The organism is Cupriavidus malaysiensis, assembly GCF_001854325.1.
GTDB classification, from domain to species: Bacteria; Pseudomonadota; Gammaproteobacteria; order Burkholderiales; family Burkholderiaceae; genus Cupriavidus; species Cupriavidus malaysiensis.
In genome coordinates, this window is record NZ_CP017754.1 from 635,311 (window position 1) to 655,404 (window position 20,094).

Annotated in this window: 23 protein-coding genes; 13 read left to right on the top strand and 10 right to left on the bottom strand. The window is 69.5% G+C overall.

Features of this window, described 5'->3' with window-relative positions:
* Positions 1-22: 22 nt before the first annotated feature.
* The 3 genes from dksA to BKK80_RS02685 form a co-directional block, all read right to left on the bottom strand.
* Entirely contained in the window at positions 23-709 is a 687-nt protein-coding gene (gene dksA / locus BKK80_RS37295) for an RNA polymerase-binding protein DksA (protein ID WP_236903715.1), read from the bottom strand.
* Positions 710-1,019: 310 nt separating this feature from the next.
* Complete coding sequence (locus BKK80_RS02680; protein ID WP_071010751.1) at positions 1,020-2,120, bottom strand: CobW family GTP-binding protein; 1,101 nt, start codon at positions 2,118-2,120, stop codon at positions 1,020-1,022.
* Between the two features lie 60 nt (positions 2,121-2,180).
* Positions 2,181-2,711 carry a Fur family transcriptional regulator gene (locus BKK80_RS02685; protein ID WP_071010752.1) on the bottom strand — a complete coding sequence of 177 codons (531 nt, stop codon included), beginning with the start codon at positions 2,709-2,711 and terminating at the stop codon, positions 2,181-2,183.
* Between the two features lie 158 nt (positions 2,712-2,869).
* Here BKK80_RS02685 and BKK80_RS02690 point away from each other — a divergent pair, with 158 nt between their 5' ends.
* From BKK80_RS02690 to BKK80_RS02715, 6 genes are all read left to right on the top strand, one after another.
* The gene (locus tag BKK80_RS02690; protein WP_071010753.1) at positions 2,870-3,775 is read left to right on the top strand and encodes an alpha/beta fold hydrolase; all 906 of its coding nucleotides are present in this window, start codon (positions 2,870-2,872) and stop codon (positions 3,773-3,775) included.
* Between the two features lie 393 nt (positions 3,776-4,168).
* The gene (locus tag BKK80_RS02695) at positions 4,169-5,155 is read left to right on the top strand and encodes a tripartite tricarboxylate transporter substrate-binding protein (protein WP_071010754.1); all 987 of its coding nucleotides are present in this window, start codon (positions 4,169-4,171) and stop codon (positions 5,153-5,155) included.
* A 221-nt stretch (positions 5,156-5,376) separates the two neighbouring features.
* Positions 5,377-5,913 (top strand): ATP-dependent protease subunit HslV, encoded by a 537-nt coding sequence (gene hslV, locus BKK80_RS02700; RefSeq protein ID WP_071010755.1) that lies wholly within the window; start codon positions 5,377-5,379, stop codon positions 5,911-5,913.
* A 41-nt stretch (positions 5,914-5,954) separates the two neighbouring features.
* Positions 5,955-7,286, top strand: a complete 1,332-nt coding sequence (hslU, locus tag BKK80_RS02705; protein WP_071010756.1) for an ATP-dependent protease ATPase subunit HslU — start codon at positions 5,955-5,957, stop codon at positions 7,284-7,286.
* A gap of 300 nt (positions 7,287-7,586) precedes the next feature.
* Complete coding sequence (locus BKK80_RS02710; protein WP_071010757.1) at positions 7,587-7,790, top strand: CsbD family protein; 204 nt, start codon at positions 7,587-7,589, stop codon at positions 7,788-7,790.
* 175 nt (positions 7,791-7,965) lie between these two features.
* On the top strand, positions 7,966-8,313 hold the full coding sequence (locus BKK80_RS02715) for a hypothetical protein (protein ID WP_071010758.1): 348 nt from the start codon (positions 7,966-7,968) through the stop codon (positions 8,311-8,313).
* 29 nt (positions 8,314-8,342) lie between these two features.
* On the opposite strand, the gene BKK80_RS02720 is transcribed toward BKK80_RS02715, so the two are convergent.
* Together BKK80_RS02720 and BKK80_RS02725 are read right to left on the bottom strand one after the other, a co-directional pair.
* Positions 8,343-8,960 carry a response regulator transcription factor gene (locus BKK80_RS02720; RefSeq protein WP_071010759.1) on the bottom strand — a complete coding sequence of 206 codons (618 nt, stop codon included), beginning with the start codon at positions 8,958-8,960 and terminating at the stop codon, positions 8,343-8,345.
* A 42-nt stretch (positions 8,961-9,002) separates the two neighbouring features.
* A complete protein-coding gene (locus BKK80_RS02725; RefSeq protein WP_083384193.1) occupies positions 9,003-10,340 on the bottom strand; it encodes an ATP-binding protein in 1,338 nt (445 codons plus the stop codon).
* 197 nt (positions 10,341-10,537) lie between these two features.
* On the opposite strand from BKK80_RS02725, the gene BKK80_RS02730 reads away from it, so the two are divergent.
* Complete coding sequence (locus BKK80_RS02730; protein ID WP_071068567.1) at positions 10,538-11,056, top strand: copper chaperone PCu(A)C; 519 nt, start codon at positions 10,538-10,540, stop codon at positions 11,054-11,056.
* A 327-nt stretch (positions 11,057-11,383) separates the two neighbouring features.
* On the opposite strand, the gene BKK80_RS02735 is transcribed toward BKK80_RS02730, so the two are convergent.
* On the bottom strand, positions 11,384-12,319 hold the full coding sequence (locus BKK80_RS02735; protein WP_071010761.1) for a LysR family transcriptional regulator: 936 nt from the start codon (positions 12,317-12,319) through the stop codon (positions 11,384-11,386).
* Between the two features lie 91 nt (positions 12,320-12,410).
* On the opposite strand from BKK80_RS02735, the gene BKK80_RS02740 reads away from it, so the two are divergent.
* Entirely contained in the window at positions 12,411-12,914 is a 504-nt protein-coding gene (locus BKK80_RS02740) for a DMT family transporter (protein ID WP_071010762.1), read from the top strand.
* Between the two features lie 15 nt (positions 12,915-12,929).
* On the opposite strand, the gene BKK80_RS02745 is transcribed toward BKK80_RS02740, so the two are convergent.
* From BKK80_RS02745 to BKK80_RS02755, 3 genes are read right to left on the bottom strand one after another with little or no spacing between them, the layout of a single operon-like run.
* Positions 12,930-13,163, bottom strand: a complete 234-nt coding sequence (locus BKK80_RS02745; protein WP_071010763.1) for a cysteine-rich CWC family protein — start codon at positions 13,161-13,163, stop codon at positions 12,930-12,932.
* A gap of 12 nt (positions 13,164-13,175) precedes the next feature.
* On the bottom strand, positions 13,176-13,409 hold the full coding sequence (locus BKK80_RS02750; RefSeq protein WP_071010764.1) for a zf-HC2 domain-containing protein: 234 nt from the start codon (positions 13,407-13,409) through the stop codon (positions 13,176-13,178).
* A 42-nt stretch (positions 13,410-13,451) separates the two neighbouring features.
* Complete coding sequence (locus tag BKK80_RS02755) at positions 13,452-14,030, bottom strand: sigma-70 family RNA polymerase sigma factor (RefSeq protein WP_071015998.1); 579 nt, start codon at positions 14,028-14,030, stop codon at positions 13,452-13,454.
* Between the two features lie 271 nt (positions 14,031-14,301).
* Between BKK80_RS02755 and argB the strand changes: the two genes are divergently transcribed.
* From argB to metW, 5 genes are all read left to right on the top strand, one after another.
* Positions 14,302-15,219 carry an acetylglutamate kinase gene (gene argB, locus BKK80_RS02760; RefSeq protein WP_071010765.1) on the top strand — a complete coding sequence of 306 codons (918 nt, stop codon included), beginning with the start codon at positions 14,302-14,304 and terminating at the stop codon, positions 15,217-15,219.
* Positions 15,220-15,279: 60 nt separating this feature from the next.
* The gene (locus tag BKK80_RS02765) at positions 15,280-16,281 is read left to right on the top strand and encodes a pyrimidine 5'-nucleotidase (protein ID WP_071068568.1); all 1,002 of its coding nucleotides are present in this window, start codon (positions 15,280-15,282) and stop codon (positions 16,279-16,281) included.
* Positions 16,268-16,936 carry a nucleoid occlusion factor SlmA gene (gene slmA, locus BKK80_RS02770; RefSeq protein ID WP_071010767.1) on the top strand — a complete coding sequence of 223 codons (669 nt, stop codon included), beginning with the start codon at positions 16,268-16,270 and terminating at the stop codon, positions 16,934-16,936. Before BKK80_RS02765 ends, slmA begins: the two co-directional genes overlap by 14 nt.
* A 340-nt stretch (positions 16,937-17,276) precedes the next feature.
* Positions 17,277-18,449 carry a homoserine O-succinyltransferase MetX gene (gene metX / locus BKK80_RS02775; protein WP_071010768.1) on the top strand — a complete coding sequence of 391 codons (1,173 nt, stop codon included), beginning with the start codon at positions 17,277-17,279 and terminating at the stop codon, positions 18,447-18,449.
* Complete coding sequence (metW, locus tag BKK80_RS02780) at positions 18,446-19,057, top strand: methionine biosynthesis protein MetW (protein WP_071010769.1); 612 nt, start codon at positions 18,446-18,448, stop codon at positions 19,055-19,057. The genes metX and metW overlap by 4 nt, the downstream gene beginning before the upstream one ends.
* Here the strand turns inward: metW and BKK80_RS02785 are convergent.
* The gene (locus BKK80_RS02785; RefSeq protein ID WP_071010770.1) at positions 19,036-20,028 is read right to left on the bottom strand and encodes a LysR family transcriptional regulator; all 993 of its coding nucleotides are present in this window, start codon (positions 20,026-20,028) and stop codon (positions 19,036-19,038) included. The genes metW and BKK80_RS02785 overlap by 22 nt on opposite strands.
* Between the last annotated feature and the right edge of the window lie 66 nt (positions 20,029-20,094).

Here is a 20,094-nt window from a genome sequence, read left to right on the forward strand (position 1 = left end):
GCCCGCCGGAAGCCGGCAATGCTCAGTCGCCGAACAGCTTCTGGCGCAGTTCGCGGCGCTGCTGGGCTTCCAGCGACAGCGTGGCGGTGGGGCGCGCCAGCAGGCGCGGCACGCCGATCGGCTCGCCGGTTTCCTCGCACCAGCCGTACTCGCCGGATTCGATGCGGACCAGGGCCTGCTCGACCTTCTTCAGCAGCTTGCGCTCGCGATCGCGGGTGCGCAGCTCGAGGGCATGCTCTTCCTCGATGGTGGCGCGGTCGGCCGGATCCGGCACGATGACCGTTTCGCGCAGGTGCTCCGTCGTCTGGTCGGCGTTCTTCAGGATGTCGTCGCGCAGCTGTTCAAGGCGATGCTTGAAGAAAGCGAGTTGCGCTTCATTCATGTAATCCTTGTCGCCCATCTTCAGGATTTCAGCTTCAGTCAGAAGTTTATTGCTGCTCATGGTTGCTGCTGATTCTCTTGTTGATGCGACCGGCGGGGCGGGGCTCCGCTCGGGTGCAGTGTCCGGCTGCTTGCGCGGCGTGGACGTTTCACTCTGGCTGGCTGCAGTCTTGCTGCTTCGCGCGCCTCCCTTGGACCCGCTTGCAGCGGCGCGCGCCGTGTCACTGCGGGATCCCGATGCCGCCTTGCGGGACGGCGCCTCTATCGTCTCGGCCGCAACGCTAGCTGTCTTGCTGCGGCTTTCCTTCGTTTTTGTTGCGGCTGACATGGGACACCTCTCTTTCGCGTCGATCTGGGATGACGCTTGCCGGTGCCCCGGGGCGGAATCAGGCGGTCTCCGCACGAAGCACTGCGACCGCGCCTGGCGACCCACCTCGTACCGACGACGGACGCCGTCCTGCCGAACTCGGGTGGCGAATTCCAAGCCACGCCGCCCGCACTAAATCCGACCTATTGTACTTGAACAAATTTTTCCGAGATACGGGGGAAAACCGGTCGATTTTGGCGGTCTTTTCCGATCCAGACCCCAAATCCCACCCGAAAGGGGGGCATGCGGGGCCGGACCGGCGGGCCGGCGCTCAGGCCAGGCAGTTGGCCAGGCCCTTCAGGATGGCGTCCTTGGGCAGGTCGACGCCGATGAACACCATCTTGGTGCCAGGCGTTTCGTCGCCCCACTTGGCCCCGACATCGCTGCCCATCAACTGGTGCACGCCCTGGAACACGACCTTGCGGTCCACGTTCTGCATGTACAGCACGCCCTTGTAGCGCAGCAGTTTCTCGCCGTACACCGACAGGATGCCGGACAGGAACTCCTCCAGCTTGCCATAGTGGAAAGGTTGCTCGCTGCGGAAGACGAAGGAAGCGATGCGATCGGTGTGATGGTGGTGGTGGTGGTGATCGTGCGCATGGCCATGGCCATGGTCGCCATGAGCGTCATGGCCATGGTCATGGCCACAGTCGGCGCCGCACTGCTCGCCGTGCTCGTGGTCATGCCCGTGGTCGTGATCGTGCTCGTCGTCGGCGCGCAGGAAGTCGGGGTCGATCTCCAGCTTGGCGTTCAGGTTGAAGCCGCGCAGGTCGAAGATGGCGTCGATCGGCGCTTCGCCGAAGTGCGCGGTGCGGATCGGCGCGCGCGGGTTCATGTGCAGCAGGCGGTGGCGCAGCTCCGCCACCTCGGGCTCGCCGACCAGGTCGGCCTTGGTGATGAAGATGGCGTCGGCGAAGCCCACCTGGCGCTGCGCCTCTTCCTGCTTGTCCAGCTGCTGCTCGGCGTGCTTGGCGTCGACCAGCGTGACCACCGCGTCGAGCAGGTAGCGTTGCGCGATCTCCTCGTCCATGAAGAAGGTCTGCGCCACCGGACCGGGATTGGCCACGCCGGTGGTTTCGATCACGACGCGATCGAAGTCGATCTCGCCGGCATCGCGGCGGCTGATCAGCTGCGACAGCGCAGCCACCAGGTCGCCGCGGATGGTGCAGCAGATGCAGCCGTTGCTCATCTGCACGATCTGCTCGCGGCCGTCCTGCACCAGGATCTCGTTGTCGATGTTCTCTTCGCCGAACTCGTTCTCGATCACGGCGATCTTCATGCCGTGCTGCTCGTTCAGGATGCGCTTGAGCAGCGTGGTCTTGCCGCTGCCGAGGAAGCCCGTCAGGATGGTGACCGGGATCAGTTTGGACATTGTCGTTCTCCGTGGAAGGGGAAAGGCGCGGCGCCGCACGGGCGGGCGGTGCCGCCTCGTTTATTCGGGTTGCGCCGGCGCTGCCTGCCGCGCAGGTTCGGTGCGCGCGCCGCATTCGGCGCAGATGCCATTGACGGTCAGCTCGACGTGTTCGACGGCGAAGCCGCTGGGCACGCGCGGGGCGTCCAGCCCGGCGGGCACGCTGCCGTCGTCCAGGCAGAAGGTGCGGTCGCAGCGCGTGCAGTGGAAATGGCTGTGCCGGCGATGGACCTGGGCGCGCGCCGCCTCGTGCTCGACCAGGCTGAAGCGGAAGACGCGGTCGTTGCCGGCGCGCTTCTGCGCCAGGCCTTGTTCGACCAGCCAGTCGAGCACGCGGTAGACGGTCACGCGGTCGATGGCTTCGCCGGTGGCGGGAATGCGGTCGAGCACCGCCTGGTGGGTCAGGGCTTCGTCGCTGCCGATCAGGCAGGCCAGGATGCACAGGCGCGGCTGCGTCACGCGCGCGCCCAGCCGCCGCAGGCGTTCGCGCGCGTCGTCCAGGGCGGCTGCGGCCGGCGCGCCGGCCGGCCAGGTCTCGGAGGGGTGGGTCATGACCCGATTTAACCATAGCCCCCTGGGTGATGCAATTTAGTTGCAATTCTGGCGGGGCTGGCCATGCCTTGGCTTCCGTCGCGGCGAATGCGCCTATCATCGCCAACAAGAGGCCGGCGTCCCGCCGCGGGGCGCCGCCGCCAGGGAGGAGACCCGAGATGCTCAACGACGCGAGCGCGCTGCTGTATCCCAACTTCGAACCCTTGCGCCTGAAGGTGGGCGGCGCGGAGATCGCCGGCGTGCGGGGCGGCTCCGGCCCGCCGCTGCTGCTGCTGCATGGCTTTCCCCAGAGCCACCTGATCTGGCACAAGGTGGCGCCGGCGCTGGCCGACCACTTCACCGTGATCGCCACCGACCTGCGCGGCTATGGCAGCAGTTCGGCGCCGCCCGGCGGGCCCGGGCATGCCGCCTACAGCAAGCGCGCCATGGCGCAGGACCAGGTCGCGCTGATGGCGGCGCTCGGCTACCCGCGCTTCGCGCTGTGCGCCCACGATCGCGGCGCGCGCGTGGCGCACCGGCTCTGCATGGACCATCCGGAGGCGGTCAGCCGCCTGATGCTGCTCGATATCGCCCCCACGCTGGCCATGTACGAGCGCACCAGCATGGCCTTCGCCGCCGCCTACTGGCACTGGTTCTTCCTGATCCAGCCAGAGCCCCTGCCGGAAACCCTGATCAATGCCGAGCCCGACTTCTTCCTGGCGCGCTGCCTGGGCCTGGGCATGCGCCAGGGCGGTCCCGAGCCGTTCGCCGCCGATGCCCTGGCCGCCTATGGCGCAGCCATGCGCGAACCGGCGCGCGTGCATGCCATGTGCGAGGACTACCGTGCCTCGGCCGGCGTCGACCTGGAGCACGACCGCGCCGACCGCGAGGCCGGGCGCCGGCTGGCGCCCCCGCTGCGGGTGCTGTGGGGCGAGCACGGCGTGGTCGCGCGCTGCTTCGAGCCGCTGGCGCTGTGGCAGGAAGTCGCGCAGGACGTCAGCGGGCAGGCGCTGCCCTGCGGTCACTACGTGCCGGAGGAGGCCGCCGAGGCACTGGCCGGGGAGATGCTGGCCTTCTTCCGTTGAGGCGGTTGCGGCGCCGGCACGCCGGAGCGCCAGGGCGCCAGGGCGGCCAGGCACCCGGTGCAGCGCCGCGACGGCCTGTTTTGTGACGCTTGTTTCTCATATCTCCTGTTTTCCGTTCCACCAGGCAGGCGGCCGCTGCGCCGCCAGGCCGCTCCGCCGCCACAGCCAGCGACCGGGTTAGCACTAATGTGTCTGGATGTCTGCAATTGATAGCATTGCGCTCCGCCCACCCCGGAGCCGGCGCATTGCCGCGGGGTGACGCCGGGGCGAGGCCGGATCTGCGGCGCCTCGCGGCACTGGGCGGCCCGCCGCGAGCGGCGGCGGGCACGCGCCTGGCGAATCCGGCCGGGCGCCATACCGTGGACGGGAACAACAGGGTATCCAGGAGAGAAGATGAAACGAGTTGCACTGAAGGTGGCGGCCGCGCTGGCGGTCGGTCTGATTTGGGTGACGCCTGGCGCACATGCTGACGAGTATCCGGGTAGCAAGCCGGTGTCGGCCGTGGTGCCGTTCTCCGCCGGCGGTCCGACCGACAAGGTTGCGCGCGAGCTGACCATGATCATGTCCAAGCACCTGGGTACCCAGATCGTCATCGAGAACCTGGGTGGCGCCGGCGGCACCATCGGCGCCAAGAAGGTCGCGCAGGCGCGCAACGACGGCTACACCATCCTGATCCACCACATCGGCATGTCGACCGCGCCGGCGTTGTACCGCAACCTCGGCTTCGACCCGCTCAAGGATTTCGAGATGGTGGGCGAGATCGCCGACGTGCCGATGGTGATGGTCGGCAACAAGAACCTGCCGCCGAGCAACTTCAAGGACCTGCTGCCGTACATCAAGGCCAATGCCAGCAAGCTCTCGCTGGCCAATGCCGGTATCGGCTCGGCTTCGCACCTGTGCGGCCTGCTGTTCCAGAGCGCGATCCAGACCGAGCTGACCACGGTGCCCTACAAGGGCACGGCGCCGGCGCTGACCGACATCCTGGGCGGCCAGGTCAACCTGATATGCGACCAGACCACCAATATCGCCGGCCAGCTCAAGGCCGGCTCGCTCAAGCCCTACGCCGCCATGCAGGCGCGCCGCGTAGAAGCCTTCAAGGACATCCCGACCGCGGGCGAGCAGGGCCTGCCGGGCGTGGAAGTGAAGATCTGGCACGCCATGTACGCGCCCAAGGGCACGCCCAAGCCGGTCATCGACAAGCTGTCGGCGGCCCTGCAGAAGGCCGTGGCCGACCCCAATTTCCGTGCCAAGATGGCCGAACTGGGTGCCGAGGCGGTACCGGCCCAGCGCGCCACGCCGGATTCGCTGCGCACCTTCCTCGCCGGCGAGATCAACAAGTGGACTCCGGTGATCCGCAAGGCCGGCGTCTACGCCGACTGATCCGCGCCCAGGCTGCCCGGCGGGCGGCTTGCCCAGCGCAAAAGGCCACGCCGGCGGCGTGGCCTTTTGCTTTGCGGCGCCGCTGCGCCGCGCCGGCGGGGGGCGTCTATAGTGAGGGAACCGCTGTGCGGCGCGTGCGCCGCGCAGCCTCCCGGGCGCCGGCCCTTGAATTCGCGCCGGCCGCCGCCACTTGCTGGGCAGATCCCCTCTCCGAAGCCATCATGGAACAGTATCACGGCACCACTATTCTCAGCGTACGCCGCGGCAACCAGGTCGCGCTCGGCGGTGACGGGCAGGTCACGCTCGGCAACGTCGTCATGAAGGGCACGGCGCGCAAGGTACGCCGTATCTACAACGGCAAGGTACTGGTCGGCTTCGCCGGCAGCACGGCCGACGCTTTTTCCCTGCTCGACCGTTTCGAGGCCAAGCTGGAGAAACACCAGGGCCAGCTGACGCGCGCTGCCGTGGACCTCGCCAAGGACTGGCGTTCCGACCGCGCCCTGCGCCGCCTGGAGGCCATGCTGATCGTCGCCGACCGCGACACCACGCTGGTGCTGACCGGCAACGGCGACGTGCTCGATCCCGAGGGCGGCGTGGCCGCGATCGGCTCGGGCGGCTCCTACGCCCAGTCGGCGGCCAAGGCCCTGGTCGAGAATACCGACCTGGCCCCCAAGGACATCGTGGAGAAGTCGCTCACCATCGCCGGCGAACTCTGCATCTACACCAACACCAATTTCGTCATCGAGACGCTGGAATGAGCGTCGGGCGGCCCGCCCCCGGCCATCACTGAACGGATACCATGTCGCAAACCATGACCCCGTCGGAAATCGTTTCCGAACTCGACAAGCACATCATCGGCCAGGACAAGGCCAAGAAGGCCGTGGCCGTCGCCCTGCGCAACCGCTGGCGCCGCCAGCAGGTGGCCGAGCCCCTGCGCCAGGAAATCACGCCGAAGAACATCCTGATGATCGGGCCGACCGGCGTCGGCAAGACCGAGATCGCGCGCCGCCTGGCCAAGCTCGCCGACGCGCCCTTCATCAAGATCGAGGCCACCAAGTTCACCGAGGTGGGCTATGTGGGCCGCGACGTCGACACCATCGTGCGCGACCTCGCCGAGATGGCGGTCAAGCAGACGCGCGAATCGGAGATGAAGAAGGTGCGCGTCAAGGCCGAGGAGGCCGCCGAGGACCGCCTGCTCGACGTGCTGCTGCCGCCCGCGCGCGACGTCGGCTTCGCCCAGCCCGAGGAGAAGGACACCAACACCCGCCAGGTCTTCCGCAAGAAGCTGCGCGAGGGCCAGCTCGACGACAAGGAGATCGAGCTCGAGGTGTCGGCCGGCCTGCCGAGCATGGACATCATGGGGCCGCCGGGCATGGAGGAAATGACCGAGCAGATCCGCTCGATGTTCGCCGGCATGGGCCAGGGCAAGAAGGCGCGCCGCAAGATGAAGGTCAAGGAAGCCTTCAAGCTGCTGGTCGACGAGGAAGCCGCCAAGCTCGTCAATGACGAGGAGCTCAAGCACAAGGCCGTGGCCAATGTCGAGCAGAACGGCATCGTGTTCCTGGACGAGATCGACAAGATCGCCAGCCGCAGCGAGATCGGCGGCGGCGAGGTGTCGCGCCAGGGCGTGCAGCGCGACCTGCTGCCGCTGGTCGAGGGCACCACGGTGAGCACCAAGTACGGCATGATCCGGACCGACCATATCCTGTTCATCGCTTCCGGCGCCTTCCACCTGTCCAAGCCCAGCGACCTGATTCCCGAACTGCAGGGCCGCTTCCCCATCCGCGTCGAGCTGGAGTCGCTGTCGGTATCCGACTTCGAGGCCATCCTGACCCAGACCGATGCCAGCCTGACCAAGCAGTACCAGGCGCTGCTGGCCACCGAAGAGGTCAACCTGGTGTTCGCGCCGGACGGCATCCGCCGGCTGGCCGAGATCGCCTTCTCGGTCAACGAGAAGGTCGAGAACATCGGCGCGCGCCGCCTCTACACGGTAATGGAACGCTTGCTGGAAGACCTGTCGTTCCACGCGGCCAAGTCGTCGGGCGAGACGATCACTGTCGACGCCGCTTACGTCGACGCGCGCCTGGGCGACCTGGTCGGCAACGAGGACCTGTCGCGTTACGTGCTCTGAGCGCACGCGGCATCGGGGCCCTGGTCCGCTTACCGCGGCCGACCGGGCCGCAACAAAAGCGCACCGCAAGGTGCGCTTTTTTTTGTTCCTCGTCCTGGTTCCTCACCCTTGACCTCGGTCTTGCGTCCCGGCTGCCCTGTGGGAATCGTCCGACACGCCTTTCGGCGCGGCACGCCTGCTGTGACGTCCGGCGCGCTCCTAAGCTTGTTCGCGCGGGCCGGGCCGGACAACCCGGCTGCGCGCTGTCCATCTATCCATCCATCGCACGTGCGCGCGCGCCGTGCCAAGCAGGGGGCTGTCATGAATTGGGACCAGATCGCAGGCAAGTGGGACCAGGCCAAGGGCCGGATCAAGGAGAAGTGGGGCCAGCTGACCGACGATGACCTGGCACGCATCCAGGGCAAGCGCGACCAGCTCGCCGGCCGGATCCAGGAGCGTTATGGCTACACCAAGGAGCGCGTGGAAGAAGAACTCAAGGCCTGGGAGCGTGACTCACGCTGGTAAGCCAGGTAAGCATTGGTAAGTGCGCTGGCGCCTGCCGGCGCGCGCTGCGAAGCTGTGCGGCCGCAGTCGCTTGAGGGCGCTGCGGCCGTCGCCTGTACGGGGCGCACGGCGTGGCCGCCGCGGCCCGCCGTGCCCATTTCCGCCGGCATGGCCCGGCTTCGCCGAGGAGGACGAGATGAAACGCGAACTGATGATTTCCACCGCCGTGCTGTGCGGCCTGGCGGCGGCCACGCTGTTCCTGTGCGCGCGGCCCGGACCGGCGGCGGCGCCGGACGCCGCGGCGGCTTGCAGCGCTGGTGGCGGCGCGCCGGCGGCGCGCTTGCCAGCGCTGGTGACTGCCGCCCACGCCGGCACCGTCGTTCCGGCAGGCACCCCCAGCGGGGCTGCGCCGCTGGCGCAGGCCATGCAGGCCGCCGACCTGGTCTGGCGCGCCGATCGCCATGCCGCGGATGCCTTGCGGCTGGCCGATCGCGTAGGCGACGACGACGGCCTGGCCTGGAACTACGTGCAGTTGCGACTCTGAACGCGGGCATGTCCCGCCGGCACCTCCCGTCAGCGCGAGACCGGCCGCTTGCCCAGCTTGCGCTGCAGCGTGCGGCGATGCATGTTCAGCGCGCGCGCCGTTGCCGAGATATTGCCGCCGTGCTCGTTGAGCACGCGCTGGATGTGCTCCCATTCGAGCCGTGCCACCGACAGCGGCACCGGCTCTTCCAGCGCGGCTTCCGCCGCGTCCTCCGACACCCCCGCCATCAGCGCGGTCAGGATCGAGTCGACGTTGGCCGGCTTGGCCAGGTATTCATCCGCGCCCTGCTTGACCGCCGTGACCGCGGTGGCGATGCTCGCATAGCCGGTCAGGATCAGGATGCGCGCGTGCGGCAGCGCGGTACGCAGCGGGCCGATCAGGTGCAGGCCCGAGTCCGCCGGAGCGGTGCCGCCGGCCTCGGCGGGCGCGTTCAGGTGCAGGTCCAGCGTGACATAGGCGAAGGCGGTGCGTTCGGCCAGTGCCAGCGCCTCCTGGCGGGTGTGCGCCACCTGCACGGCGTAGCCGCGGCGTGCCAGCGCGCGCGCCAGCGTGCCGGCGAAGACGGTGTCGTCGTCGACGACCAGGAAGGGGGCGCCGGCGGGGTCGCCCGGAGCGTCGCCGGCAGCGGTGGGGGGGACTTCATTCATGGCGGATCTCGGGAGATGTCTCGGGAAACAGGCTTGGAGGATTCAGGCGCCGGCGGCCGCGCGCGCGGCCAGGGGCAGGCGCAGCTCGGCGACGGTGCCGCCGCCGGCATGGTCGTGCCAGCTCAGGCGGCCGCCCATGCGCAGCGCCGTGCTTTGCGCCAGGTAGGCGCCGATACCCTGGCCGCCGTGCGAGCTGGCCACCGGGGCTTCGCCCAGGTGCTGGCGCAGCAGCGGTGCGATGCCGCCGCCGTGGTCGGCCACGCGGAAGCACAGCGTGGCGTGCGGGGTGCCGCTTTCCAGCGCGATCGACAATTGCAGCGGCGGGGTGGCGCCCTGCTGGCTGCGCGCCGCGTTGTCGAGCAGGATGGTGAGGATCTGGCCGACCCGGGCCGGCTCGATTTCCTGCGCGGCGGCCGCGGGCGCGGCACTGGCTTGCAGCTGCGCCTGCGGGTGGCGCAATTGCCAGCGCTCGACGAAGGCCGGCAGCCAGGAGGCGATGGCTTGGGGTGCCACCGTGGCATGGTCTTCGCGCAGCCGGGCCAGGATCGACTTGCACAGCTCGATCTGCTGCTCCATGGTCTGCAGGTCGGCCAGGTAGCCTGCCACCGGCGTGGCGCCGTGCTGGCGGTGTTCGGCATCGCCGCGCAGTTCGCCCGCGATCACCGCCAGCGTGGACAGCGGCGTGCCGATCTCATGGGCCACCGCGGCGGCCTGCGCATTGAGCGCTTCCACGCGCGCCTCGCGCAGCAACTGCTCCTGCGCCTGGCTGAGCTGGGCATCGCGCTGGCGCAGCACGCCGGACAGCCGCGCCACGAAAAAGGCGATCATCACCGCGCTGGCGACGAAGTTCAGCCACATGCCGGCCAGGTGGTAGTTGACCGCGTTGTCCGGGTTGATCAGGTTCAGCGGCACGTATTCGAGCAGCAGCACCGAATAGCAGGCCAGCGCGAACAGCGCCAGCGCCATCACCATGCGCCACGGCAGGATGGCCGCCGCGATCGCCAGTCCCGGCAGGTAGAAGGAGACGAAGGGATTGGTGGCGCCGCCGGTGAAGAACAGGATGGCGGACAGCGCGGTCAGGTCGACCATCAGCTGACCCATCAGTTCCGCGTCGCTGGGCGCGGCGTCGTCGCTGGAGTGCAGATGCAGCCGCAGGCCCGTCATCAGGTTGAACAGGGTCTGCAGCGCGAAGATGATCAGCAGCGGGCGGTAGGGCAGGATGACGCCGGCCAGCGCCTCGCAGGTCAGCAGCATGGTCGCCTGCGCGCTCAGCAGCGCCCAGCGCAGCCAGAACAGCCGGCGCAGGCTCACCAGGTTGTGGCGCGCCTGGCCGTCGGCCGCCGGCGCGAAGGGGGCGTACAGGAAGAGAGCGGATGGCATGGCGGCAGTGTAGCAACGCACGCGCCGGTCGGCCGGCGCGTGCGACACCTTGCCGCATTGGTGCGCCGGCGCGGCGCTGCCAGACTGGACGATCCGCCCGCGCGCCGAGATGCCGGACGCTGGCCGCCACCGTCCCGCGTGGTCTAATGTGAGTCCTGCAGCAGAACCAACCAGACCCATCTTCAGGAGAGTCAGTCATGCATGCCAAGTTCCGTGCGGCCCGCGCCGCCGCTTCCTGTGTCGCCCTGTTCGCCGCCCTGGCCTCCGGCGCGGCGCTGGCCCAGGTCGACGTCAGCAATGCCTGGGCGCGCGGCACCGTGCCGGCCCAGACCGCCTCCGGGGCTTTCATGACCCTGCACGCCCATGAGGCGGCCAAGCTGGTGGGCGTGTCCTCGCCCGTCGCGGCCAGCGTGGAGCTGCACGAGATGAAGATGGACGGCAGCGTGATGCGCATGCGCCCGGTGGCCTCGATCGACCTGCCCAAGATGCAGGACGTCGAACTGAAGCCGGGCGGCTACCACGTGATGCTGATGGGCCTGAAGGGCCAGCTCAAGGCCGGCGACAAGGTGCCCCTGACGCTGAAGATCGAGCAGGGCGGCAAGGTCACCGAGCAGCGCGTCGAAGCCGAGGTGCGCGACCTGGGCGCCATGGGGCAGGGAGCCATGGGGCAGGGTGGCCAAGGTGGCCAAGGTGGCCATAGCGGCCACATGCACTGAGCGCCGCCGCAGGGCACGGGCAGCCGCCATGGCCAACAAGCAGCTGGGCACCCGGCAGAAGCTGGTCTACCGTGGCGGCACCGGCGTGCCGGCGCGCGGCGCGGCCCGGCCGCCCGCTCCGCCACCGCGCCGCGGGCGCGCGCCTCTTCCAGCGTCCCCTCCCGCGCCCGGCGCAGGAACCTTGCCGCAGCCCTCGCGTGGCCGGCCAGCCGTCCGCCGCGGCGGCCCGGCCGCGAAGCGGCACGATACGCCGTCGGGCCAGCCCGCCGGGGCAGCCGAGCAGTCTGACGGCTGCGGCGACGCCGACGATGCCGGCGATTCCAGTGCTCAGCCGCGCAGGCTGATCGATTCTCCCGATTCCTGACCCGCGGCCGCGGCCACCACCCGTTCGCGCAGCCACATGTGGCCGGGATCCGCTTCGATGCGCTCGTGCCAGATCATGCTGAAGGTCAGCCCCGGCAGCGCGAACGGCGGGTCGAACACGGCGAAGCGCGGGTCTTCCTGCAGCGCGGCCAGGCTGCGCCGTGCCGTCGTCAGTACCAGGTTGGTCCCGGCGATCAGCGCGGGCGCCACGCTCCAGTGCGGCAGCACGCAGGCGATCTTGCGGCGGCCGCCGAGCTTGGCCACGGCCGCGTCGATGGCGTCGACGCGCTCGCTGTGCGTGGCCACCAGCACATGGGAACGCGCCAGGTAGGCGACCTGGTCGAGCCGGCCGTTGTCGCGTACCGTGGCGGCGTCGACCGCGCAGGCGTAGTCATCCTCGAACAGCGTCTGTGCGCGCACGCTTTCCGGCGGATTGGCGAACACGCCCAGCGCGGCGTCGATCTCGCCGTCCGCCACCTTGGCCGTCATTGCCTCACGGCTGGCCTGCGTCACCACCAGGTCGATGCCCGGCGCGGCCTTGCGCACCGCGCGCAGCAGGCGCGGCAGCACCACCATGGCGCCGTAGTCGGACATGGCCAGGCGGAAGGTGCGGCGCGCGGTCGCCGGCTGGAAGCCGGACGGCCCCAGCAGGATGCGCACCTGCGCCAGCGCCTCGGCCAGCGGGCCGGAGAGCTCGTGGGCGCGCGCGGTCAGCACCAGGCCGCCCTGGCCGCGCACCAGCAGCGGATCGTCGAGCAGTTGGCGCAGGCGGCCGAGCGCATGGCTGACGGCCGGCTGGCTCAGGTGCAGGCGCAGCGCCGCGCGCGAGATATGGCGTTCCGCCAGCAGGGCTTCCAGCACCACCAGCAGGTTCAGGTCGATAGCACGTAGATTATTCATGCTGCGAATATTAAATCTTTGAAGTCGGAATTGGAATTTTTAAAGGGAATATTTGAAACTGAGCGCTCTCGGATATTCCTCGAATCGCGCCATGGCTTCGCTTCTCGCTTCCCCCTCCGCCCTGCTGCCGTCGCTGCTGATGGGCGTCGCCGCCGGCGCGGTCATTCCCCTGCAGGCCGGGGCCAACGGCGGGCTGGGCCGCGCGCTGGGCCATCCCTTGTGGGCGACCCTGGTCTCGCTGCTGGTCAGCCTGGTGGCGGTGGTGCTGGTGCTGGCGGCGCTGCGCGTGCCGCTGCCGGCGGTCGGTGCGGCCGCCGGCGTGCGCGGCTGGATGTGGAGCGGTGGCCTGCTCGGTGCCTTCTATATCACCGCCGCGCTGGTGCTGGCGCCGCGGCTGGGCGCGGGCAGCTTCATCGCCGCGGTGGTGGCAGGGCAGATGCTGGCGGCGCTGGCGGCCGACCGGTTCGGCCTGGCCGGGTTTGCCGTGCGCGAACTGAGCGCTGCGCGCCTGGGCGGGGCCTTGCTGGTGGTGCTGGGGGTGGCGGTGATGCAGTGGGGCGGTGCGCCAGGCGTGCGGGCCGCGGCCGGCGCCTGAGCCCGGGCGCCCCGCTCAGTCCTGTCCGGCGCGGCGCTGCCGCAGGCAGTCGGGACAGAGGCAGTGCCGGCCCGGCACGATGGCGCGCGCCGGCAGCAGCGGCTCGCTGGCGCACCAGCAGGCGGGCAGGCCGGCCGCGTGGCCGCAGACGAAACCCTTGCCGCAGCGGCTGCAGTGCTCGACCGGCCGCAACTGGCCGGTCAGCACGGCGCAGGCGGGGGCGGGAGGCGGGGCCGGCCGGTCGCTCATATGGCGTTTGCCTCAGCCTTCCCGGCGTGGCCCGGCCGCGCCGTCGTCGCGGCCGAGGTGGCGCATGGCGGCGCGCATCAGGCGCATCTGGCCGGCGAACCGGGTGCAGGCGTCGCAGATCGTCAGGTGGCTGCGCACGCGCAGGCGCTGGACCCAGCCGAGTTCGCGGTCCAGCCCCTGCATGGTGAGCTGGTGCACCTCGTGGCAGGTCGGCATCAGGCGGCGGCGTGGCGGCGTATCAGGCATGGTTTCCTAGGAGGGGCGGGCGGGTTCCCGGGCCGGCCGGCATCAGCCCGCGCGCTGGCCGAACCAGTTCAGCTCGAGGCATTCGCGCAGGCGCATGCGGGCACGGTAGAGCATCACCCACAGATTGGTCGCGCTGATCTGCAGATCCTGACAGATTTCTTCCGATTCCAGTTCCAGCCACTCGCGCATCATGAAGACGCGCCCGATCTTGGCCGGCAGCCGGTCCACGCACAGTTGCAGGATTTCGAAGAACTCGCGCCGCTCGAAGGTGCGGTCGGGATCGCCCCAGTCGGACGGCGGGGTCTGGTAGTGGCCGTTGCGGGCGAACAGGGCGTCGAAGGCTTCGAGGTCGGACTGCTCGTCGCCGTCCTCGCCCGCGCTCAGCGCCAGCGTCACTTCGCGGCGGCCGCTGCGCAGCGTGTCGATGATCTTGTGCTTGAGGATGCCGATCAGGTAGGTCTTGAGCGCTGACTGGCCGGCGAAGCGCTCGGGGTGTTCCAGCGCCGCCAGCAGCGTTTCCGACACCGTGTCCTCGGCCAGCGCCTCGTCGCGCAGCTGCAGCAGGGCGAAGCGCAGCAGGTGGGGGCGCAGGGACTGCAGTTCGTCAGGATCGAGGGGCATCGGCGCGGCCTGCGGCAAGGTTGAGGGGGCGGGCGGCGGGCATCGCTCGCTGTTGCGCGCATCGCACGTGCGGGGCGCCGCGCCGGGCCTTCCCGGCCGCCGCCAGCCCTGCGTCGGGCGGTGTGCGCGCGCGGCACGCGGTTTCTTGTAAAATCGGCGCCTGCCGCTCCCGGCGACCGGTGCCACGCCTTCCACGGAAGGCGGCGAACCCGCCGCGCAGCGATTTTGACACGATCATGATACTTGTTGAACCTCTCGGATGTCCCCTGCCATGAACGCCGACGCACCCGGGCCTGCCGTCACCTCGGTAGCCGCCATCGCCCCCTCCCTGAAGGCTGAGATCCTCGCCGAGGCGCTGCCTTATATCCGCAAGTTCCACGGCAAGACCATCGTGGTCAAGTACGGCGGCAACGCCATGACCGAGGAGAAGCTCAAGCACGGCTTCGCGCGCGATGTGATCCTGCTCAAGCTGGTCGGCATGAATCCGGTGGTGGTGCACGGCGGCGGCCCGCAGATCGACGAGGCGCTGAAGAAGGTCGGCAAGGTCGGCACCTTCATCCAGGGCATGCGCGTCACCGACGAAGAGACCATGGAAGTGGTCGAGTGGGTGCTGGGCGGCGAGGTGCAGCAGGATATCGTGATGCTGATCAACCAGTACGGCGGCCAGGCCGTCGGCCTGACCGGCAAGGATGGCGGGCTGATCCGCGCCAAGCGCCTGCAGATGCCGGACCGCGAGAATCCGGGCACCTTCATCGACATCGGCTTCGTCGGCGACATCGAGGCGATCAACCCGGCGGTGGTGCGCGCCCTGCAGGACGACGCCTTCATTCCCGTGATCTCGCCGATCGGCTTCTCCGACGACGGCCAGGCCTACAACATCAACGCCGACGTGGTCGCCGGCAAGATGGCCGAGATCCTGAAGGCCGAGAAGCTGGTGATGATGACCAACATCCCCGGCGTGATGGACAAGAAGGGCAATCTGCTGACCGATCTGTCGGCGCGCGAGATCGAGGAGCTGTTCGCCGACGGCACCATCTCCGGCGGCATGCTGCCGAAGATCTCGTCGGCGCTCGATGCCGCCAAGAGCGGCGTCAATTCGGTGCACATCATCGACGGCCGCATCGAGCACTCGCTGCTGCTGGAAATTCTTACCGAGCAGGCGTTCGGCACCATGATCCGCTCGCACTGAGCGGACCCGTCGCGGCGGCGCCTGCACGCGGCCGCGACCGTTACTCCACTTCTCGACGGCTTGTCCTACCCCTACCCAACGCGAACGCATGGCACGCGCCGCGGCCGCCTGCGCCGCGCCGCCGGCAATACGGCCGGGCCCACCGTCTGGCTGTTCGATCTCGACAATACGCTGCACGATGCCTCGCACGCCATTTTCCCGGCCATCAACCGGCAGATGACGGCCTACGTGGCGCGCGTGCTCGGCTGTGACGAGGCCCGTGCCAGCGAGGTGCGCGTGGCCTACTGGCAGCGCTACGGCGCCACGCTGCTGGGCATGATCCGGCACCACGGCGTCGACGCCGCCGATTTCCTGCGCGCCGCACACGACTTTCCCGAGCTGGCGCGCATGATCAAGGTCAGGCGCGGCCTGGCCGCACACCTGCGGCGCCTGCCCGGGCGCAAGATCCTGGTGACCAATGCGCCGCAGGACTATGCGCTGGCGGTGCTGCGCATCGCCGGCATCGCCCAGTATTTCGAACGCGTAGTGGCGATCGAGCAGATGTGGGTGCACGGGCACCTGCGGCCCAAGCCCGATCGCCGCATGCTGCGCCGGTTGCTGGCACAGGAGCGCATCGCGCCGCACCGCGCCGTGCTGGTCGAGGACACGCTGTCGCACCTGAAGCGCTACGCGGGCATGGGCATCGGCACCGCCTGGGTCACCGGCTACCTGCGCGCGCTGGCGCCGGCCCGCCCGCAGGCCTTGCCGGCTCCGGCCGAGGCCGCGGTGCCGGGCGTCACCGCCGACGCCGTGCTGCGTACCACCCTCGCGGCCGAGGATGGCCGCCATGCCCCGCACACCGCGCAGGAGCGCGCCGTGACCCTGGTCGCGGCCGAGGCCCAGGTACCGCCAGCCGGGTCCGAAGGGCGCCAGCCGCCGGCACCGCAGGCGATGCCGGACAGCGCGCCGCGGGTGCGCGCCCGCGTCGTCAATCGTCCCGCCTATGTGAAGGTAAAAGTACAATCCATGCATCAACTCCAACGACAACGACAAACGCGGAGCAAGGGTCATGATGCACAGTAACGGGCACACTAGCGGCCCGGCGCCGGCCGCGCCCGCCGGCGCCGTCCAGGACGGCGGCGACGCCGCCGCGCCCGCGCGCAAGCGTCCCCGCCCGGGCGAGCGCCGCATCCAGATCCTGCAGACCCTGGCCGGCATGCTCGAGCATCCGCGCGGGGAGAAGATCACCACCGCTGCGCTGGCGGCCAAGCTCGGCGTGTCCGAGGCGGCCCTGTACCGGCACTTCGCCAGCAAGGCGCAGATGTTCGAAGGCCTGATCGGCTTCATCGAGCAGTCGGTATTCGGCCTCATCAACCAGATCACCACGCAGGAAGAGCACGGCCTGCGCCAGGCGCATGCGATCGTGCGCATGCTGCTGTCCTTCGCCGAGAAGAATCCGGGCATGACGCGCGTGCTGACCGGCGAGGCGCTGGTCGGCGAGCACGAGCGCCTGCAGGAGCGCATCAACCAGATGATCGACCGCATCGAGGCCTCGCTGCGCCAGTGCCTGAAGGTCGCCGTCAGCCAGGGCGCCTTCCCGCCCGACGCGGACGTGTCGATGCGCGCCGCGCTGATCGTGTCCGCGGTGCAGGGCCAGTGGCACCGCTATGCCAAGAGCGGTTTCCGCAAGCTGCCGGGCGAGCACGCCGAGGCCCAGCTGCGCGTGCTGCTGGGCTGACGCGCTGTCGCCGGCGGTGCCCCGCCGGGCACCGCTCCGCTTCCCCGCGCCGCGATCCACGCGGATTGCTCTATAATGTGCCGGTCGCGCCGATTTGATGACTGGCTTGCGGGCGCGCGGCAGCCAGGTGGTGTCCGGATTCCGGTACCGCCCGCCTGCGAATATAAATGCGGCTAAAGAGGTTGGGCCGGCGCCACTGCAACACTGCAACACTGCGACAGAGCAACACTGCAGAGATGCCGCCGGCACGCGGGAAACCGCGGGAGCCCGACTTGGCTGCGATGAGGTTTGCGCAATGCCGGTCGGGTTTTTTATGCCCGTGCACCAACGGGCTCCATTCATGACAGACGTTGCTCCGCCGCCTGCCCTGCGCGACCTGCCGCCCGATTCCGTCGGCATCGTCGCGCCGCAGCGCATGCATTTCCCCGAGCCGCTCAAGCTGCGCAACGGTTCTTCGATCGCCGGCTACGACCTGATGGTCGAGACCTACGGCACCCTCAACGCCGAGCGCAGCAACGCCGTGCTGGTCTGCCACGCGCTCAATGCCTCCCACCACGTGGCCGGCATCTATGCCGACGACCCGCGCGACGTGGGCTGGTGGGACAATATGGTCGGTCCGGGCAAGCCGCTCGACACCGACCGTTTCTTCGTCATCGGCGTCAACAATCTCGGTTCCTGCTTCGGCTCGACCGGCCCCATGAGTCCCAATCCGGCCACCGGCCTGCCCTATGGCGCGGCCTTCCCGGTGGTGACGGTGGAGGACTGGGTCAATGCGCAGGCGCGCGTGGCCGATGCGTTCGGCATCCGCCAGTTCGCCGCGGTGATGGGCGGCAGCCTCGGCGGCATGCAGGCGGTGGCCTGGAGCCTGATGTACCCGGAGCGCCTGCGCCACTGCATCGTGGTCGCCTCCACGCCCAAGCTGTCGGCGCAGAACATCGCCTTCAACGAGGTTGCGCGCAGCGCCATCCTGTCCGACCCCGATTTCCACGGCGGCAACTACTACGCGCACGGCGTCAAGCCCAAGCGCGGCCTGCGCGTGGCCCGCATGATCGGCCACATCACCTACCTGTCCGACGAGGACATGGCGGAGAAATTCGGCCGCGAGCTGAAGACCGAGGACATCCGCTTCTCCTTCGACGTCGAGTTCCAGGTGGAGAGCTACCTGCGCTACCAGGGCGACAAGTTCGCCGAGTATTTCGACGCCAACACCTACCTGCTGATCACGCGCGCGCTCGACTACTTCGACCCCGCGCTGGCCTTCGGCGGCAACCTGACCCGCGCGATGGCGCAGACCCAGGCGAGCTTCCTGGTGGCCAGCTTCACCACCGACTGGCGCTTCGCCCCCAACCGCAGCCGCGAGATCGTCAAGGCACTGCTCGACAACAAGCGCCCGGTCACCTACGCCGAGATCGACGCACCGCATGGCCACGACGCCTTCCTGCTCGACGACGCGCGCTACCACAACCTGATGCGCGCCTACTACGAGCGCGTCGCTGAGGAGATCGGCGCATGAATGCCGCGGCCAATCCCAATATCCTGGCGCTGCGCCCCGACTTCCGCGCCATCGCGCGCTGGGTCGAGCCGAACTCGACCGTGCTCGATCTCGGCTGCGGCGACGGCAGCCTGCTGCGCGTGCTGCAGGACGAACTGTCGGTGCAGGCCTACGGCGTGGAGATCCGCGACGAGGGCGTGCTGTCGTGCGCGCAGAAGGGTGTGCACGTGATCCAGCAGGACCTGGAGGGCGGGCTCAAGCTGTTCGAGGACAAGAGCTTCGACACGGTGATCCTGTCGCAGACCCTGCAGACCATCCACAACACCGCGCAGGTGCTGCGCGACACGCTGCGCGTGGGACGCGAGTGCATCGTGTCCTTCCCCAACTTCGGCTACTGGCCGCACCGGCTGTCGGTGTTCCGCGGCAGCATGCCGGTGTCGGAGTCGCTGCCCTACCAGTGGTACGACACCCCCAACGTGCGCGTGCTGACCATCAAGGATTTCGAGGCGCTGGCGCCCAAGGTCGGCCTGCGCGTGCTCGACCGTGTGGTCATGCACGAGGGCGTGACGGTCAACTGGGCCGCCAACTGGCGCGGCAGCCTGGCCGTCTACCGCGTCTGCTCGGCCTGAGCCGGCGCGGCCAGGTGGTCGATGAAGGCGCGCACCTTGGGGGCCAGGTGCCGCGTCGGCGTGTACACGGCGTAGGCGGTGCCGGCATAGGGTTCCAGCACGCGCCAGTCGTCGAGCACGCTCACCAGGCTGCCGTCGGCCAGGCCCTGCGCCGCGGCGAAGTCGGGCACCAGCCCGATGCCGGCGCCGGCCGCGGCCATCGCCACGATGGCCGCGCTGTTGTTCACCGTTACCCGCGGCGGCACCCGCACGGTGACCGTCTCGGCCATTTCGGCCGTGGCGTTGCTGTCGCTTTCCGCCCCTGCTGCTTTTCCCGCCTCTGCCGTTTCCCCCTCCGTCGCGCGGTCCTCGCGCCGCAGCGTCCATTGCTCGCCGAATGCGCCGTAGCCCAGGTACAGGCAAGGCAGCGCCGGCAGTGCCGCGGGCGTGCCTGGCACGCCGTGGCGTGCCAGGAAGGCCGGTGCGGCCACCAGCCGGTAGCGCACCGCGCATAGCGGCCGCGCCACCAGGCCCGGCGCCAGGTCGCGCGCGATGCGCACGGCCACGTCGACGCCTTCCTCGACCAGGTCCACCAGGCGATCGGTCAGCGACAGTTGCAGCTCCAGTCCCGCATGGCGCGCCAGCAGCGCGGGCAGGCGCGGGGCCAGCCAGGCCTGGCCGAACGAGACCGGGGCGCTGACGCGCAGCAGGCCACGCGGCTCGCCTGGCTGGGCGCCGGCCAGCGCCTCGACCTCGCGCGCGCCCGCCAGCATGCGCGTGCAGGCCGCGTAGACCGCACGGCCCGGCTCGGTCAGCGCGACCGCGCGCGTGGTCCGCTGCAGCAGGGCGGTGCCCAGCGCCGCCTCCAGCCGCGACACATGGCGGCTGGCCGCCGAAGGTGTCATGCCGAGCTGGCGCGCGGCCGCTGAGAAACTGCCGGCATCGACCACGCGGGCGAACACGGCCATGGCATTGAGGGAGGGCATCGGCATCCGCAGTCGCTCCTTGGGGTGTCGGATTTTGACTTTTTGTCACATGGTAATTGTTCAGTGGACGGA

Excerpts from the sequence above, each read along its gene's own strand:
- dksA (WP_236903715.1), bottom strand. The coding sequence starts at position 709 with ATGTCAGCCGCAACAAAAACGAAGGAAAGCCGCAGCAAGACAGCTAGC.
- BKK80_RS02680 (WP_071010751.1), bottom strand. The coding sequence starts at position 2,120 with ATGTCCAAACTGATCCCGGTCACCATCCTGACGGGCTTCCTCGGCAGC.
- BKK80_RS02685 (WP_071010752.1), bottom strand. The coding sequence starts at position 2,711 with ATGACCCACCCCTCCGAGACCTGGCCGGCCGGCGCGCCGGCCGCAGCC.
- BKK80_RS02690 (WP_071010753.1), top strand. The coding sequence starts at position 2,870 with ATGCTCAACGACGCGAGCGCGCTGCTGTATCCCAACTTCGAACCCTTG.
- BKK80_RS02695 (WP_071010754.1), top strand. The coding sequence starts at position 4,169 with ATGAAACGAGTTGCACTGAAGGTGGCGGCCGCGCTGGCGGTCGGTCTG.
- hslV (WP_071010755.1), top strand. The coding sequence starts at position 5,377 with ATGGAACAGTATCACGGCACCACTATTCTCAGCGTACGCCGCGGCAAC.
- hslU (WP_071010756.1), top strand. The coding sequence starts at position 5,955 with ATGTCGCAAACCATGACCCCGTCGGAAATCGTTTCCGAACTCGACAAG.
- BKK80_RS02710 (WP_071010757.1), top strand. The coding sequence starts at position 7,587 with ATGAATTGGGACCAGATCGCAGGCAAGTGGGACCAGGCCAAGGGCCGG.
- BKK80_RS02715 (WP_071010758.1), top strand. The coding sequence starts at position 7,966 with ATGAAACGCGAACTGATGATTTCCACCGCCGTGCTGTGCGGCCTGGCG.
- BKK80_RS02720 (WP_071010759.1), bottom strand. The coding sequence starts at position 8,960 with ATGAATGAAGTCCCCCCCACCGCTGCCGGCGACGCTCCGGGCGACCCC.
- BKK80_RS02725 (WP_083384193.1), bottom strand. The coding sequence starts at position 10,340 with ATGCCATCCGCTCTCTTCCTGTACGCCCCCTTCGCGCCGGCGGCCGAC.
- BKK80_RS02730 (WP_071068567.1), top strand. The coding sequence starts at position 10,538 with ATGCATGCCAAGTTCCGTGCGGCCCGCGCCGCCGCTTCCTGTGTCGCC.
- BKK80_RS02735 (WP_071010761.1), bottom strand. The coding sequence starts at position 12,319 with ATGAATAATCTACGTGCTATCGACCTGAACCTGCTGGTGGTGCTGGAA.
- BKK80_RS02740 (WP_071010762.1), top strand. The coding sequence starts at position 12,411 with ATGGCTTCGCTTCTCGCTTCCCCCTCCGCCCTGCTGCCGTCGCTGCTG.
- BKK80_RS02745 (WP_071010763.1), bottom strand. The coding sequence starts at position 13,163 with ATGAGCGACCGGCCGGCCCCGCCTCCCGCCCCCGCCTGCGCCGTGCTG.
- BKK80_RS02750 (WP_071010764.1), bottom strand. The coding sequence starts at position 13,409 with ATGCCTGATACGCCGCCACGCCGCCGCCTGATGCCGACCTGCCACGAG.
- BKK80_RS02755 (WP_071015998.1), bottom strand. The coding sequence starts at position 14,030 with ATGCCCCTCGATCCTGACGAACTGCAGTCCCTGCGCCCCCACCTGCTG.
- argB (WP_071010765.1), top strand. The coding sequence starts at position 14,302 with ATGAACGCCGACGCACCCGGGCCTGCCGTCACCTCGGTAGCCGCCATC.
- slmA (WP_071010767.1), top strand. The coding sequence starts at position 16,268 with ATGATGCACAGTAACGGGCACACTAGCGGCCCGGCGCCGGCCGCGCCC.
- metX (WP_071010768.1), top strand. The coding sequence starts at position 17,277 with ATGACAGACGTTGCTCCGCCGCCTGCCCTGCGCGACCTGCCGCCCGAT.
- metW (WP_071010769.1), top strand. The coding sequence starts at position 18,446 with ATGAATGCCGCGGCCAATCCCAATATCCTGGCGCTGCGCCCCGACTTC.
- BKK80_RS02785 (WP_071010770.1), bottom strand. The coding sequence starts at position 20,028 with ATGCCGATGCCCTCCCTCAATGCCATGGCCGTGTTCGCCCGCGTGGTC.